The organism is Massilia sp. Masssp93 (genome assembly GCF_059491295.1).
The window spans coordinates 5,299,587-5,314,968 of sequence record NZ_CP168502.1 but is presented as its reverse complement, the minus strand read 5'-3'; the positions used below and the strand labels follow the sequence as shown (position 1 = coordinate 5,314,968).

The 15,382-nt window shown below is 65.8% G+C and carries 16 protein-coding genes; 10 read left to right on the top strand and 6 right to left on the bottom strand.

Features of this window, described 5'->3' with window-relative positions; translation table 11 throughout:
- The first annotated feature begins 150 nt into the window (after positions 1–150).
- The 3 genes from ACEN9Q_RS21995 to ACEN9Q_RS21985 all read left to right on the top strand — a co-directional run bounded on the left by ACEN9Q_RS21995 (position 151) and on the right by ACEN9Q_RS21985 (position 2,456).
- Complete coding sequence (locus ACEN9Q_RS21995) at positions 151–489, top strand: c-type cytochrome (RefSeq protein ID WP_056450144.1); 339 nt, start codon at positions 151–153, stop codon at positions 487–489.
- Positions 490–499: 10 nt separating this feature from the next.
- Positions 500–856, top strand: coding sequence for a c-type cytochrome (locus ACEN9Q_RS21990; protein WP_495626034.1), 357 nt, complete (start codon positions 500–502; stop codon positions 854–856).
- 94 nt (positions 857–950) lie between these two features.
- Entirely contained in the window at positions 951–2,456 is a 1,506-nt protein-coding gene (locus tag ACEN9Q_RS21985; protein WP_056450181.1) for a SulP family inorganic anion transporter, read from the top strand.
- Here the strand turns inward: ACEN9Q_RS21985 and ACEN9Q_RS21980 are convergent.
- The 3 genes from ACEN9Q_RS21980 to ACEN9Q_RS21970 form a co-directional block, all read right to left on the bottom strand.
- Positions 2,453–2,878, bottom strand: a complete 426-nt coding sequence (locus tag ACEN9Q_RS21980) for a DUF1841 family protein (RefSeq protein ID WP_495626033.1) — start codon at positions 2,876–2,878, stop codon at positions 2,453–2,455. The genes ACEN9Q_RS21985 and ACEN9Q_RS21980 overlap by 4 nt on opposite strands.
- A gap of 105 nt (positions 2,879–2,983) precedes the next feature.
- Positions 2,984–4,591 (bottom strand): retroviral-like aspartic protease family protein, encoded by a 1,608-nt coding sequence (locus ACEN9Q_RS21975; RefSeq protein WP_495626032.1) that lies wholly within the window; start codon positions 4,589–4,591, stop codon positions 2,984–2,986.
- A 119-nt stretch (positions 4,592–4,710) separates the two neighbouring features.
- Positions 4,711–5,403, bottom strand: coding sequence for an RNA pyrophosphohydrolase (locus ACEN9Q_RS21970; protein WP_082548378.1), 693 nt, complete (start codon positions 5,401–5,403; stop codon positions 4,711–4,713).
- 252 nt (positions 5,404–5,655) lie between these two features.
- Between ACEN9Q_RS21970 and ACEN9Q_RS21965 the strand changes: the two genes are divergently transcribed.
- Together ACEN9Q_RS21965 and ACEN9Q_RS21960 are read left to right on the top strand one after the other, a co-directional pair.
- On the top strand, positions 5,656–7,389 hold the full coding sequence (locus ACEN9Q_RS21965; RefSeq protein ID WP_495626031.1) for a proline--tRNA ligase: 1,734 nt from the start codon (positions 5,656–5,658) through the stop codon (positions 7,387–7,389).
- Complete coding sequence (locus tag ACEN9Q_RS21960; RefSeq protein ID WP_056450155.1) at positions 7,389–8,039, top strand: lytic transglycosylase domain-containing protein; 651 nt, start codon at positions 7,389–7,391, stop codon at positions 8,037–8,039. Before ACEN9Q_RS21965 ends, ACEN9Q_RS21960 begins: the two co-directional genes overlap by 1 nt.
- Before the next feature lie 80 nt (positions 8,040–8,119).
- On the opposite strand, the gene ACEN9Q_RS21955 is transcribed toward ACEN9Q_RS21960, so the two are convergent.
- From ACEN9Q_RS21955 to ffh, 3 genes are all read right to left on the bottom strand, one after another.
- Positions 8,120–9,013: a LysR family transcriptional regulator gene (locus ACEN9Q_RS21955; RefSeq protein WP_056441518.1), complete on the bottom strand. Its 894-nt coding sequence runs from the start codon at positions 9,011–9,013 to the stop codon at positions 8,120–8,122.
- Between the two features lie 171 nt (positions 9,014–9,184).
- On the bottom strand, positions 9,185–9,589 hold the full coding sequence (locus ACEN9Q_RS21950) for an SWIB/MDM2 domain-containing protein (RefSeq protein ID WP_075793316.1): 405 nt from the start codon (positions 9,587–9,589) through the stop codon (positions 9,185–9,187).
- Between the two features lie 232 nt (positions 9,590–9,821).
- The gene (gene ffh, locus ACEN9Q_RS21945; protein ID WP_495626030.1) at positions 9,822–11,189 is read right to left on the bottom strand and encodes a signal recognition particle protein; all 1,368 of its coding nucleotides are present in this window, start codon (positions 11,187–11,189) and stop codon (positions 9,822–9,824) included.
- Between the two features lie 249 nt (positions 11,190–11,438).
- On the opposite strand from ffh, the gene ACEN9Q_RS21940 reads away from it, so the two are divergent.
- From ACEN9Q_RS21940 to ACEN9Q_RS21920, 5 genes are all read left to right on the top strand, one after another.
- Entirely contained in the window at positions 11,439–12,413 is a 975-nt protein-coding gene (locus ACEN9Q_RS21940) for an ABC transporter substrate-binding protein (protein WP_495626029.1), read from the top strand.
- A 47-nt stretch (positions 12,414–12,460) separates the two neighbouring features.
- Positions 12,461–13,294 carry an ABC transporter permease gene (locus ACEN9Q_RS21935; RefSeq protein ID WP_495626028.1) on the top strand — a complete coding sequence of 278 codons (834 nt, stop codon included), beginning with the start codon at positions 12,461–12,463 and terminating at the stop codon, positions 13,292–13,294.
- Position 13,295: 1 nt separating this feature from the next.
- A complete protein-coding gene (locus tag ACEN9Q_RS21930; RefSeq protein WP_495626027.1) occupies positions 13,296–14,105 on the top strand; it encodes an ABC transporter ATP-binding protein in 810 nt (269 codons plus the stop codon).
- 186 nt (positions 14,106–14,291) lie between these two features.
- Positions 14,292–15,095, top strand: a complete 804-nt coding sequence (locus ACEN9Q_RS21925) for a cytochrome C assembly family protein (protein WP_056441501.1) — start codon at positions 14,292–14,294, stop codon at positions 15,093–15,095.
- Positions 15,092–15,379, top strand: a complete 288-nt coding sequence (locus ACEN9Q_RS21920) for a PP0621 family protein (protein WP_495626026.1) — start codon at positions 15,092–15,094, stop codon at positions 15,377–15,379. Before ACEN9Q_RS21925 ends, ACEN9Q_RS21920 begins: the two co-directional genes overlap by 4 nt.
- Positions 15,380–15,382 lie beyond the last annotated feature (3 nt).

The following is a 15,382-nucleotide window of genomic DNA, read 5'->3' as shown; positions in this document are numbered from 1 at the left end:
GGACTCGACCATATTCTTCGGATAGAATCGACCGGTTCGTAGCACAAATGCCAAGTGTTTTGCAGTCGCAGTACCGGGGGTCTGAAAAACCTGCTGCCGCCGCACGGGTCGCAAGGCGCCCTATCGATTCAACCCAACGATAGGTCATCCATGAAAATTTCAACAGCTTTACTCGTGCTAGCCGCCGGCGCCTCGATGGCCGGCACGGCCGGCGCGGCCGACGTCGTCGGCAATCCCAAGGCAGCACCCAACAAGATCGAAATGTGTATCGGCTGCCACGGCATCGCCGACTACAAGACCAGCTTCCCCGAGGTGTATCGCGTCCCCAAGATCGGCGGACAGTCGGCCAAGTACATCGAGGCCGCGCTGCACGCGTATAAAAAGGGCGACCGTAATCACCCGTCCATGCACGGCATCGCGGCCAGCCTGTCCGACCAGGACATCGCCGACATCGCCGCGTATTACTCGCAACAGACCCCGTCCAAGTAAGGAGCGCGCCATGAATAAACCGATCATCGCGCTGACCCTGGGCGCAGCAATGCTCGTCCTGTCCGGCCAGGCACTGGCCTCGGGCGACGCCGCCAACGGCGCCGCACTGGCGAAAAAATACAATTGCGCGTCCTGCCACGGCGCCGACTTCAAGACCCCGATCGACCCGAGCTATCCCAAGCTGGCCGGCCAGCACGCCGACTACCTGGTGCATGCGCTGACCGCCTACAAGCGCGGCACCAAGGTCGCGAATGGCCGCAGCAATCCGATCATGGCCGGCATGGCCCAGCCGCTGTCCGACCGCGACATGGCGGACATCGCCGCCTACCTGGAATCGTTGCCCGGACCGCTCGTCACGAAGCGCTGATCCGCGCGGGCCGTTACAATGACGGCCCATCCGGATCATCTGGAATCCCTCCTGCCGCATCGGCCGGAGGGATTTGTTTTTTTGGAGTGCCGCCGTGCCCGACGTATCCCCTTCCCACATCAAGACGAACGTATTGAGCGGCCTGACGGTCGCGCTGGCCCTGGTCCCGGAGGCCATCGCCTTCGCGCTGGTCGCCCACGTGGCGCCGCTGACCGGCCTGTATGCCGCCGTGCTGGTGTCCTTCATCACGTCCGCGTTCGGCGGCCGGCCCGGCATGATTTCCGGCGCGGCCGGCGCGCTGGCCGTCGTCATGGTGGCGCTGGTCGTCCAGCACGGCGTGCAATACCTGTTTGCCGCCATCGTGCTGATGGGCGTGCTGCAGATGCTGTTCGCGGCCGCGCGGCTCGGCAAATTCATCCGCATGGTGCCGCATCCCGTGATGCTGGGCTTCGTCAACGGCCTCGCCATCGTGATCTTCGTCGCCCAGTTCGAGCACTTCAAGGTGGGCGGCGGCTGGATGGCCGGCACGCAGCTGTGGACGATGCTCGGCCTCGTCGCGCTCACGATGGCGCTCGTCTACCTGACGCCGCGCATCACGAAAGCCGTCCCGGCCACGCTGGTCGGCATCCTCGCCGTCGCGCTGCTGGCGCACTTCGCCGGCATCCAGACGAAAACCGTGGGCGACCTCGGCTCCATCGCGGGCGGCCTGCCGGCGTTCCGCGTGCCGGACGTGCCGTTCGACCTGCAGACGCTGAAGATCGTGTTCCCGTATTCGCTGGTGCTGGCGGGCGTGGGCCTGATCGAGACGCTGCTGACGCTCACGCTGATCGACGAGATCACGGACACGCGCGGCCAGCCGAACCGCGAAAGCCTGGCGCAGGGCGTGGCGAACGTCGTCACCGGTTTCTTCGGCGGCATGGGCGGCTGCGCGATGATCGGCCAGAGCATGATCAACGTCGGCAACGGCGCGCGCGGCCGCCTGTCCGGCATCTGCGCCTCGCTGTTCCTGCTGTCGTTCATCCTGTTCGGTTCCAGCGTGATCGAGCGGATCCCGCTGGCCGCGCTGATCGGCGTGATGTTCGTCGTCTGCGAGAAGACGTTCGAATGGGGCACGTTCCGCCTGTTCGGCAAGGTGCCGCGCGCCGACGCGCTCGTGATCGTGCTGGTGGCGGGCGTAACGCTCGTCTTCAACCTGGCCACGGCCGTGCTGGTGGGCGTGGTCGTGTCGGCGCTGGTGTTCGCGTGGCAGCACGCGAAGGAGATCCGCGTCACGACGTCGCAGGACGCCGGCGGCTGGAAAGTCTACGAGCTGGAAGGGACGCTGTTCTTCGCGTCGGTGGGCGGCTTCCAGGCGCTGTTCGCGCCGAGGGACGACCCGCGGGACGTCGTGATCGAGTTCCGTCGCGCGCGCGTGGCGGACCACTCGGCGATCCAGGCCATCGACGGCCTGGCGGAACGCTACCGCGCCCTCGGCAAGCGCCTGCACCTGCGCCACCTGAGCCCGGACTGCCGCGCGCTGCTCGAGCGTGCGAAGGACATGATCGAGGTGAACCTGCCGGAAGATCCGCGCTATCGCGTGGCCGACGACAAGCTGGATTAACGCACGCGCTTGCGCACGCAGGCGACGTAAGCGTCGGTGTCCGGCTGGGTCCCGTGGCGCTGGGCCGACCAGATCATCTCGCCCAGGCACTCCATCATCTCGTGATGCGCCTCGTGCTCGCCCACGCGCGCGGCCAGCGCCTCGAACGCGGCGCGGATGCCGCGCGGCTGGTCGATCGATACCTGCTCCGTGATCGACAGGTGCATGGACAAATGCAGGAACGGATTCGGCTTGCCGCCTTCGACGGCGTAGTCGCGCGCCACGGCTTCCTCGGCATCCGCCAGCTCGTCGTGGTACTCGGGATGCTGGTCGATCCAGTCGGCGGCGATGGCGTCCATCGGGGTCAGGATCTCGCCGGCGCGGCGCTTGCGCAAGGCCTCGCAAAAGAAGCGGCGGACGTCGTGGGAAGAGGGGGTGAACATGGCGGGAACCGTCGGAAGAACTGGAGGAAGGGCGTCATTGTAGCGCGATGATGCCCGTCCCGCAGGGCGGTCACCGGTCCGCCCCGCATGCGTTGCCATCAAGTTTCAAGGCGCGCCGTCCAGCGCCGCGGCGCCGCCGGTCGGCAGCGGCGCGGGCACGGGTGCCGGCGCGGGCTTCGGGACGGCGGCGGGCGCGGGGGCGCAGTTCGTGCGCATGGTGGCCCGCAGCGCGCTGGCCTCGGCCGCGTCGCCGCGCGCGTCATGCCATTCCGCCATGTAGGCTTGCGCCATGCACGTGCGCGTGCGCGCCATCTGCGCATCCTTGCCCGCTTCTTCCAGCAGGCGTGCCGCATTCGTTTTGCCGAGGTAGAAATCGGCGATCGGCGCGGGCCAGTCGTCTTCCTTCTGCTGCTTCATTGCCGCTTCCAGTTCCGTCTGCGCCAGTGCGGCGTCGCCATGGCGCACGCGTGCGATGTACAGCCACAACGGACCGAGGCGGTCGGCCGGCAACTGGTCGAGCGCGCGCCGCAGTTGCGGGATCGCCGTGTCGAGGCGCCCGGCCAGCATCTGCCGGCGGCCGAGCAGCAGGTTGGCGTTCGGCTGGCCCCGCGCCACGGCCCTGTCCAGCCAGGCGTCGCCCTGGGCCGGATCGCGCGCCACGCCGCGGCCGTCGTAATACATCCTGGCGAGCGCGTACTGGGCATCGGCATTGCCGTCGTCGGCTTCCGCGCGCATCCAGGGTTCCAGACCCGTGCCGCGCGTGAACACGTCGCCGCCCAGGTAGGCGATGTACAGTTTTTCCTGGCTCATCGCGAACAGCACGCGGTGCGCGCGCAGGAAGTCCTCGCCCAGGAACAGGTCGGCCCCTTGCGAGCCCGCCGAGCCGATGACGCCGAGCTCCACGTCGCGGATGGTTTCGTCGCCGAACTGCACGGTCTTGACCGGGGCGATCCAGTACGGCACGCGGTCGGTGCCGATGCCGCCGGTATCTCCCATGCGGATCGCACCCGGCCCGTTGACGTCGATGCCGGCGCGCCTCGCCGCGTCCTGCATCATGAAGCTGCGGTGGGCGCCGGAGTCGATGATGGCGTCCATCTCCTTGCCGTTGACCATGACGGTGAAGTGCGGGTTCGGGCTCTTGCCGTAGTTGCGCTCGAACGGCAGCACGACCGTGGCTTCCTTCCACAGCAGCAGCGGCGCCTTGGCGCAGTCGCGCGGATGGTAAAATTTCATCCGCTTGGCGCGCAGGTCGAGTTCCAGGTCCATCTGCAGCAGGAACGGCGCGCCGAGGATGGCGTCGAACGGGGGCGTGGCCGACGTGCTGCCGATGACGTTCAGTTCGATGCGGCGGGCGTTGTGCGTCGGGCCGACCGAAAATTCCTTCAGCCGCGCGGAGTAGAGGCGCGAGCTGCCGCCGAACCCTTCGATCCAGCGTCCCGTCATGAACGGGTTGATATCGCGCCGCGTGACGGCGTTCATGGTCAATGCCGTCATGGAGGTGCCGGTGTCGACGAGCATCACGGCCGGCGTGCCGTTGATGGTGCCATCGACGGCGGGGATGAGGCCTTCGCCCGTGTAGCGGATGGGGAGGTCGGCCACGTCGATGTAGGTGCAGTGCTTCGTGTCGTCGTCGGCGTGGGCGACGCCGGACAGCAGGCAGAGCAGAAAGGCGGTCCGGGCGAACCGGGAGCGGAGCAGGGCGCTGGTCATCATGACAATAATTCTACAACGCAATTTTGTAAAAATTACATTACGAGAATGTAAAAAAGGCAAAGACAACCGTTCACACGGCTGCTTTGCCTTTGTTTTGTTGCGCCTGCGCTACTCGCGCCTTACTCCTTGCGCGTCACACCTTGCTGCGCCAACACCATCTTGGAACTGCCGGCCGCGTCGGCGATGGCCTTGCTGGCGACCGCCACCGCCTTGCTGCTGGCGTTGGCGGCATTGTTTGCCGCCGCCGCCTTGCCACCGCCGCCGCCGTTGCCGTTCTGGCCACGCCGCTCGTGCGGCTGGCGCAGGTAGCGCGAGCTGTGGCGGCGATCGCCGTTCGCGGGCCAGGTGATGAAGCGCGACAACTCCTGCAGGGCGCGCTGGTACACGTCGCGCTTGAACTCGATGACGACGTCCAGCGGGACCCAGTAGTCGTGCCAGCGCCAGGCGTCGAATTCGGGATGGTCGGTCAGGCGCAGGTTGACGTCGTTGTCGCGCGCCACCATGCGGAGCAGGAACCAGATCTGCTTCTGCCCACGGTAGTGACCGCGCACTTCGCGCTTGATGAAGTGATCGGGCACTTCGTAGCGCAGCCAGTCGCGGGTGCGGCCCACGATCTTGACGTGCTCCTGGCGCAAGCCGATTTCTTCCTCGAGCTCGCGGTACATCGCCTGTTCCGGCGTCTCGCCGTATTTGATACCCCCTTGCGGAAATTGCCAAGAATGCTCACGCACCCGCTTGCCCCACCACACCTCGTTGTTGGCGTTCAGCAGGATGATGCCGACGTTGGGGCGGAACCCTTCACGATCGAGCATAATTCACCTCGAAACTTTCTGCCGGCCGATCCCTCTTACATTTTTACTTACAAATCCCCGGAGCGTTGCCAAACCTGCTGTCGTGACGGTTTTGCAAGGCTCCTCAGGTGCTGAAGTCGTCAACCTGCACAGGAACAACAGCATGCACCACTTGTTTCGGACCCATTTGTATAAAGATTGGATGCATCAGCCAGCTAATCCTTTAAAATTAGGTCGATTATAACCCTCTCTTTTTAAAAAGAATTCACCGATATGCGCGCCTCACGATTTTTTATTTCGACGCTCAAAGAAGCGCCCTCCGACGCCGAGATCGTCAGCCATAAACTGATGATGCGCGCAGGGATGATCAAGCGACTCGGCTCCGGCATCTACACCTACATGCCGCTGGGCCTGCGCGTCATCCGCAAGGTCGAGGGCATCATCCGCGAAGAGATGAACAAGGCGGGCGCGCTCGAACTCCTGATGCCGATGGTGCAACCGGCCGAACTGTGGCAGGAGACCGGCCGCTGGGACAAGATGGGCCCCGAACTGCTGCGCCTGAAGGATCGCCACGGCCGCGACTTCGCGCTGCAGCCGACGTCGGAAGAAGTCATCACCGACGTCGTGCGCACCGAGGTCAAGTCGTACCGCCAGTTGCCGTTGAACTTCTATCACATCCAGACGAAATTCCGCGACGAGCGCCGTCCCCGCTTCGGCCTGATGCGCGGCCGCGAGTTCACGATGAAGGACGCGTATTCGTTCGACCGTGACGTCGAAGGCATGCAGAAGTCCTACCAGACGATGTTCGACGCCTACGTCAGCATCTTCACCCGCTTCGGCCTGAAGTTCCGCGCGGTGGCGGCCGACAACGGCGCGATCGGCGGCACCGGCTCGCACGAATTCCACGTGATCGCCAGCACCGGCGAGGACGCGGTCGTCTACTGCCCGACGTCGGACTACGCGGCCAACATGGAAGCGGCGGAGGCGCAGCCGCTGATCGCCCAGCGCGGCGCGGCCACGCAGCCGCTGACGAAGGTGTCGACGCCGAACACGACCAAGTGCGAGAAGGTCGCCGAGCAGCTCGGCATCGCGCTGGCGCAGACGGTGAAATCGATCGCGCTGACGGTCGAGAAGGAAGTCGACGGCAGGCAGGTCAAGGAAAACTGGCTGCTGCTGCTGCGCGGCGACCATGAGCTGAACGAAGTCAAGGTCTCGAAAGTGCCGGGCCTGGCCACCTTCCGCTTCGCCACCGAAGCGGAAATCCAGGACGCCTACGGCACCGTGCCGGGCTACCTCGGTCCGGTGGGGACGAAGCAGCCGGTCAACGTCGTGGCCGACCGCACCGTCGCCAACATGGCCGATTTCGTATGCGGCGCCAACGAAGCCGAATACCACCTGACGGGCGTGAACTGGGGCCGCGACGTGGCCGAACCGGCCGTCGCCGACCTGCGCAACGTGGTCGAAGGCGACGCCGCACCGGACGGCAAGGGCGTGCTCGCGATCGAACGCGGCATCGAGGTGGGCCACGTGTTCCAGCTCGGCACGGCATACTCCGCCGCGATGAACTGCGTCTACCTGGACGAGAAGGGCCAGCCGGCACCGATGCAGATGGGTTGCTACGGCATCGGCGTGACCCGCATCCTGGGCGCGGCCATCGAGCAGAATTTCGACGACAAGGGCATCGTCTGGCCGGACGCCATCGCGCCGTTCGAACTGGTGCTGTGCCCGATGGGCTACGACCGCAGCGAGTTGGTCAAGACCGAGACCGATCGCCTGTATGCCGAGCTGCAATCGGCCGGCGTGGACGTCATCGTCGACGACCGCGGCCTGCGTCCCGGCGCCATGTTCGCCGACTGGGAACTGGTCGGCGTGCCGCATCGCGTCGTGATCGGCGAGCGCGGCCTCAAGGAAGGCAACCTGGAATACCAGGGCCGCCGCGATGCCGAGGCAACCGCTGTCCCGGCTGCAGACATGGTCGGCGTCATCAAGGCCAAGCTGGGCAAGTGATGGCACAACGGTTGATTGGCCGGGCGGCAGCCCGGCTCGGCCCGGTCTTGCTCGCCGCTGCGTTGTTGAGCAGCGGCGCGGCGCAGGCCGGCAACCAGAAAGAGGAAGCGCTGGCCGATTCGGTCCGGCTGGCGCTCGAAAACGCGATCCGCGATGGGCGGCCGCCCAAGCCGGTGTTCCGCGACGAGGTCGCGCGCGTGCGCTACCAGCAGTGGTTCGATGCGATGTCGGCGCGCCTCAAGCGCCGCCTGCCGGACGAGCAGACGCGGACGGAATTCCTCGAAATCGCCTGGTACGAAGCCACGCGCGCGGGCCTCGATCCGGGCCTCGTGCTGGGCCTGATCCAGGTCGAGTCGGCGTATCGCAAGTACGCCGTGTCGATGGTCGGCGCACGCGGCTACATGCAGGTGATGCCGTTCTGGACGAAGGTCATCGGCGATTCGAACCGCCGCGCGCTGTTCGACATGCAGACCAATCTGCGCTACGGCTGCTCGATCCTGCGCATGTACATCGACATGGAAGGCGGCAACCTGTACCTCGCGCTGGGGCGCTACAACGGCAGCCGCGGACGGCCCGAGTATCCGAATGCGGTGCTGGCGGCGTGGAAGAACTGGCAATTCAAGCAGGACGTGATGGTCTCCAGCCGGTAATCGTGCCGGTGTTTGGTGGGCTCGGGGAGCCCACCCTACGGCATCGTGACAATCGTAGGGTGGGCACCCCGTGCCCACGCTCACGCGCGGATTTCTTCCACCAGTTGCTGCGCGTGCCGCGGCAGCTCGTCGAAGCTGCGCATGCACAGCGACAGCTGCCGCAACGCCCACGCGTCGGCCAGTTCGAGCACCGCGATGTCCATCGTGCGCGCGCAGCGCCGCGCGGCCGGTTCGGACACGATGCCGACCCCGACCCCGCTCTCCACCATGCGGCACACCGCGTCGAAGCTGCGCAGGCGTACGCGCGCGCGCAGCGTGCGGCCGGCGCGCTCGGCCTGCTGGCTCAGGTAGCGGAACAGGGCGCTGTCGCCGGTCAGGGCGACGTGGTCGAAATCCACGAGGCGCGCGAACGCCACGGCCTGGCCCTCCTGAGTGACGAGCGTGCGCGCCAGCGCCGGCTGCGCCACGGCCACGAGGCGGTCGGTGCAGAACGGGAAGGTCTCGAGGCCGGACAGATCGACCGTGTCGGCCACGATGCCGAGATCCGCGCCGCCTTCGCGCACCGCGCGCGCGATGTCGCTGGACGTACGCTCTTCCAGGTCGATGTCGACGTCCGGATGACGCGCCATGAAGCCGGCCAGCACTTCCGGCAGGTATTCGCTCAGTGCCGCCGTATTGCACAGCAGCCGCACCTGGCCCTTGAGGCCGGCCGCGTGCTCGCCCAGTTCCGCACGCATGCGCGCCAGCTGCTGGAACACGAGGCGGGCGTGGCGCTGCAGGGCGAGGCCCGCGGCCGTCGGCTGCACGCCGCGCCGGCCGCGCACGAGCAGCGGCACGCCCAGCGCCGCTTCCATGTTCTGGATGCGTTCACTGGCCGATGCCAGCGCCAGGTGCGCACGCTGGCTGCCTGCCGTGATGCTGCCGGCATCCACCACGTGCAGGAACAATTGCAGGTCCACCAGATCGAATCGCATCGTTGCTCCTGTAGGGTGGGCGGCCTCCGCCCACGCATGATGCCGGCAAACTGCATACGTCACGCGTGGGCTCGGAGAGCCCACCCTACGTGCGGCGCAGCACATAGCAAAAAGCCCCGGCTCGCCGGGGCTTTTTGTATCGGGGCCAGTGGGACAGCCAGCCAGGTCTTCTTATTTGAGGTGATCCGAGATCAGCTTGGTCATTTCGAACATCGACACCTGCGCCTTGCCACCGAAGACGGCTTTCAGCTTGTCGTCGGCGTTGATCATGCGGCGGTTGGCCGCGTCCTGCAGGTTTTGCGCCTTGATGTAGTCCCAGACCTTCTTGGTCACTTCGGTGCGCGGCAGCGGTTTCGCGCCGACGACGGCAGCCAGCGGCGCCGACGGGGTCATCTCTTTCATGAAAGCGGCGTTGGGCTTGCGTGCCGCCGCCGGCTTCTTTGCTGCTGCGGTTGCTTTCGGTGCTGCTGCTTTGGCAGGAGCCGCTGCCTTTTTCGCTGCCGGCTTCGCCGCCGCAGCAGGCTTGGCAGCGGCTTTCTTGGCGGGTGCTGCAGTGGTTTTTTTGGCTGTTGCCATCTTCGAGCCTCCTAAACGGAACACATGGAAATTTGCGCGTGAGCGCACCCGGCTTATATTGGTAGGGTTTTAGTGTTCGTGCAAGTCTTTTTCGAAATTTTTTCACTCTTACAAGCCCTAAATCTGCCGGTTGTGTTACCCGGGCCTCTCTAGAGTGAAAAAACAGGCGTCCCACGCGTAAAAAAGCCGTGCGGGACGGTGGTCGCGCACGGCTTTTGCGAAGCGTCGAAGGTCAGCGCATGCCGGGCATCATGCCCTTCATCCCGCGCATCATCTTCATCAGGCCGCCGCCCTTGAGCTTCTTCATCATCGTGTTCATCTGGTCGTACTGCGTCAGCATGCGGTTGACTTCCTGCACCTGCACGCCGGCGCCGGCCGCGATGCGGCGCTTGCGGTTGGCCTTGATCAGTTCCGGCTTGGCGCGCTCGAGCGGCGTCATCGAGTCGATGATGCCGCACATCCGGCGCACCTGCTTTTCGGCCTGATCCATATTGGCGCCGCTGGCCGCCTGCTGGAACTGGGCGGGGAGCTTGTCGAGGAGGCCGGCCATGCCGCCCATCTTCTTCATCTGCGCGAGCTGGGCGCGGAAGTCGTTCATGTCGAACTTGCCGCCCGACTTGATCTTGTTGGCCATGTCGGTCGCGGCCTTCATGTCCACGCCCTTGCGCGCTTCCTCGACCAGCGCGAGGATGTCGCCCATGCCCAGCACACGGTTGGCCATCCGGGCCGGATCGAACGCTTCCAGGCCGTCCAGCTTTTCCGACACACCGGCGAACTTGATCGGCTTGCCCGTCACGTGGCGCACGGACAGCGCCGCGCCGCCGCGCGAATCGCCGTCGAGCTTCGTCAGGATCACGCCGGTCAGCGGCAGCGCATCGTTGAAGGCTTTCGCCGTGTTGATCGCGTCCTGGCCGACCATGGCGTCGACGACGAACAGCGTTTCGATCGGATTCACGGCCGCGTGCACGGCGGCGATTTCCTGCATCATCGCCTCGTCGATGGCCAGGCGGCCGGCCGTGTCGATGATGACGACGTCGTGGTAGTGGCGGCGCGCCCAGTCGAGCGCGTTCTTCGCGATGTCGACCGGCTTGTCGCTGGCGGTGGACGGGAAGAAGTCGGCGCCGACCTGCTTCGTCACCGATTCCAGCTGCGCGATCGCGGCGGGGCGGTAGACGTCGGCGGAGACGGTCAGGACCTTTTTCTTCTTCTCTTCCTTGAGGTATTTGGCGAGCTTGCCGGTGGTGGTCGTTTTACCGACACCCTGCAGGCCGGCCATCAGGATCACGGCCGGCGGCTGCTGCGCGAACGACAGCTGCGACGCTTCCGGCCCGAGGTCGGCGCCCATCAGCGCGGCCAGTTCCTTCTGCACGACGCCGACGAGGGCCTGGCCGGGGGACAGCGAGCCGATGACTTCCTCGCCCAGCGCCTTCTCCTTCACTTTGGCGATGAATTCGCGCACGGCCGGCAGCGCCACGTCGGCTTCGAGCAGGGCCAGGCGCACTTCGCGCAGCATCTCGGCGGTGTTCGCCTCGGTGAGGCGGGCCTCGCCGCGCATCGTCTTGACGACCTTGGCAAGGCGTTGGGTCAGGTTATCCAGCATGTTCTACCTTTTGTACTGATATATATAAGCGGGCGGCGTGCAGCCCGCCATTTTACCCCATGTCGGGGCGCGTTTTCCCCGGACAAGACCTGTATTCAGCCATTCGCAAGCTGCGCAGTCAACCGGCAGGGTTGATTCTTGGTAAAAGCTGCTTGGGCAGTTTGACAATGTGTTGCTTCGAGTTTATTTTCCAGAGCTGCATCACGTCGTTCATTCCAATAAGAGTTCGACCCCGATCGGAGAGACAGAATGAAAGCAACCGTGTTTCGCAAGACCCTCGTCGTCGCCGCGCTGCTGGCCGCGGGCGGCGCCCAGGCCCAGGACGTGGTCCGCCTCGGCAACCTCAAGTTCGCGCACTACGGCGCGGTCTCGTATATCAAGGAAATCGCGCCCAAGTGCGGCATCAAGGTCGAGGAACGCGTGTTCGCGAAAGGCCTGGACGTGATGCAGGCCATCATCGCGGGCGAGCTCGACGTCGGCGCGACGGCGTCCGAAGCCGCCATCTCGGGCCGCGCCGGCGGTGCGCCGATCTATGTCGTGGCCGGCTTTGCCAAGGGCGGCGTGCGCCTCGTCGCGCGGCCGGACGCCAACGTCAAGGGCGTGAAGGATCTCAAGGGCAAGAAGGTGGGCGTGACGCGCGGCGGCATCCAGGAAGTCCTGCTGATGGCCGAGCTGCAGAAGGCGGGCCTGGCCGCCGACACCGCGCCCGGCAAGGACGTGCAGATCATCTACCTGGCTTATGCCGACCTCAACCAGGCCCTGCTGGGCAAGAACATCGATGTCATGATGCAGTCCGAGCCGCAGTCGTCGCAGGCGATCAACAAGGGCTACGGCGTCGAGGTCATGAAGCCGTACGACACCCCGATCGGCGAGCCGATACGGACGATGGTCATGACCGAGAAGTTCCACGACACGAAGCATGCGGTGGCCGAGAAATTCATGCGCTGCTTCGTGATGGCCACGAGCGCCTTCATCCGGGACCGCGCGCTGGCCGAGAAGTACGTGCGCGAAGTCGTGTTCAAGGGCCAGATCACCAAGGACGATTTCGACGACGCGATCAGCAATTCGCCGTACACCTACGACATCACGCCGGAGCACATCCAGACCACGACCGACATCATGGTCAAGACGGGCGTCGGGCGGATGTCCAAGCCGCCCGTGGCGAAGCAGTGGGTCAAGACGGATCTGCTGGATGAGGCCAAGAAAAGCCTGAACATCAAGTGAACGTTTGGTGGGCGGAGGCCGCCCACCATTTGCGTACGGGGGATCAAATGACGAAACGCAGGTGGCAGGACATCGCAATCGGCCTGGTCGTGCCGGTCGTCGCGATCGCGATCTGGCAGTTGGTGGTCAGCAGGGGATGGGTCAACGAGCACGTCCTGCCGTCGCCGCTGCAGGTGTGGCGCAAGTGGGTCGCCTACCTGCTGCCGCTGCAGGACTTCGCGGCCTGGCACGAGGCCAACGGCGGGGGACGTCTCGCGTGGATGGTCTCCGGCGAATTGCTCACCGACGCCATGGGCAGCCTGTACCGCGTGTTCGTCGGCTTCCTCGTCGGCGCCGCGCTGGCGCTGCCGGTCGGCCTCGCCATGGGCGCGAGCCGCATCGCGCATGCCTGGCTGAATCCGTTGTTCCAGTTGCTGCGGCCCATTCCGCCCATCGCCTACATCCCGATGTCGATGCTGTGGTTCGGCCTCGGCAACCCGCCGGCCATCTTCCTCATCGCGCTGGGCGCTTTTTTTCCCGTGCTGATGAACACGATCGCGGGTGTGCGCCAGGTCGACGGCATCTACCTGCGCGCGGCGCGCAACCTGGGCGCCAGCGGCCCGACGATGTTCCTGCGCGTGATCCTGCCGGCGGCCGTGCCGTACATCCTGACCGGCATGCGGATCGGCATCGGCACCGCGTTCATCGTCGTGATCGTGGCCGAGATGATCGCCGTGAACAACGGCCTCGGTTTCCGCATCTCCGAGGCGCGCGAGTACTTCTGGTCGGACAAGATCATCGCCGGCATGATCACGATCGGCATCCTCGGGCTGGCCATCGACGTCGGCATGAATAAACTGAACAACTACCTGCTGCGCTGGCACCGTGGCCTGGAGCACTGACATGACCGTCCCTGACGCAAAAGCCCACCTCGTCATCGCCAACGTCAGCAAAGTGTTCGACGGCGACGGCCGCCGCATGGTCGCGCTGCAGGACATCAGCCTCGAGATCCCGCACGGCCAGTTCGTCTGCCTGCTGGGGCCTTCGGGCTGCGGCAAGTCGACCCTGCTGAACGCCATCGCCGGCTTCGCGCCGCCCACGTCGGGCAGGGTGCTGGCCGACGGCGTGCCGGTCGCCGGACCCGGGCCGGAACGGGGCATGGTGTTCCAGGAATACGCGCTGTTCCCGTGGATGACGGTGGAGCAGAACGTGGGCTTCGGCCTGGAGATCAAGGGCATGGCGCGCGCGCAGATCGCGGCGCGCGTGGCCGAACTGTTGAAGCTCCTGTCGCTGGAAGACTTCGCGAAACGCTATCCGAAAGACCTGTCCGGCGGCATGCGCCAGCGCGTGGCAATCGCGCGCGTGCTGGCGCTGGATTCGCCGATCATGCTGATGGACGAGCCGTTCGGCGCGCTCGACGCCCTCACGCGGCGCAACCTGCAGGACGAGCTGCTGCGGCTGTGGGCGGAATTCAGGAAGACCGTCATCTTCGTCACGCACAGCATCGAGGAAGCGATCTACCTCGCCGACCGCATCGTCGTGATGACGTACCGGCCCGGCACCATCAAGCGCGACATGCTCGTCGAGCTGCCGCGCCTGCGCGATCCGGCGGCGCCCGAATTCAATGCGCTCAAGCGCGAACTGGGGCTGATGGTGATGGAAGAACAGCAGCGCCACCACGACGCGGAAATCAAGGCCGCAGCCGTCGATTGAGGCCACGTCATTTGAAACGTCGTCCTTGCGCAGGCGTGGACCCAAGTTCGTTGCGGACCACGGGCAATACCGTCTCCGTTCACGCAAAATTGGGTTCCCGCCTTCGCGGGAACGACGGCATTTGGTGACCCGATTATCCCTTTGACAACCCAACCCTCCCCATCGGGATGGTGTAGACTCGCGCGTATGCAACTCACCCTATTTATCGCCGCGGCCATCCTGTACGCGGTATGCGCCCTGCTGCCGTCGCGGCAGGGCTCGGCCATTTCGGCCGTGACCTTTGTCGCCTGGGCCGTGCATGGCACGGCGCTGTGGCCGGACATCGTGACGAACGGCACGCTGCGCGTCGGCTTCGCCTTCATGCTGTCGACCGCGCTGTGGATTTCCGTCGCCGCCTACTGGATCGAAAACCGCAACTTCGCGCTGGACGGCATGCGCCGCATGGTCATGCCGTTCGCGGCCGTCGCGGCGATCCTGCCGCCGCTGTTCCCCGGCAACCTGATGCCCGTGCAGGACCAGTCGCCCGCGTTCGGCTGGCACGTGGCCGTCGCCGTGTCGGCGTACAGCACGCTCACGATCGCCGCCTTCCACGCCGTGCTGATGGCGCTGCAGGAGGCGCGCCTGCACGCGAAGAACGCGAAGAAGGGCTGGCTGGGCGGCGCGATCGACCAGCTGCCGGCGCTGCTGACCATGGAGCGGCTGCTGTTCCGCATGATCGGCATCGGTTTCGTCCTGCTCAGTCTCACCGTCCTGTCGGGCATCGTGTTCTCCGAACAGCTGTTCGGCCGCGCGCTGCGCTGGGACCATAAAAACGTGTTCGCGCTGCTGTCGTGGGTCCTGTTCGCCGCGCTGCTGGCCGGACGCCGCTGGCGCGGCTGGCGCGGCAAGACCGCGCTGCGCTTCACGCTGGCGGGATTCGCCACCCTGGCGCTGGCGTATGTCGGCAGCCGTTTCGTTTTTGAAGTCGTTCTGCACCGGGGGTTCGTATGACGCGACTGCTTTTCTGGATTGCGCTCGTCATCCTCGTGGTGATGGCGGTGCGCAGCAAAGTGCGCGCGGCGATGACGCGCGCGCAAGGCCCGGCCGCCGGGCCGGCAGCGGGCGCCGCCGGCGGCGAGGCGAAAGCCTGGACCCGCGTCGCGGACAAGCCGGAGGCGATGGCCTGCTGCGCCCATTGCGGCATCTATTTCCCATCGTCGGAGGCCGTGCGGGCCGATGGCCGCGACTACTGCGGCACGGCGCACGCGCGCGAGGCGCACCAGCAGGCCAGGTAAGCC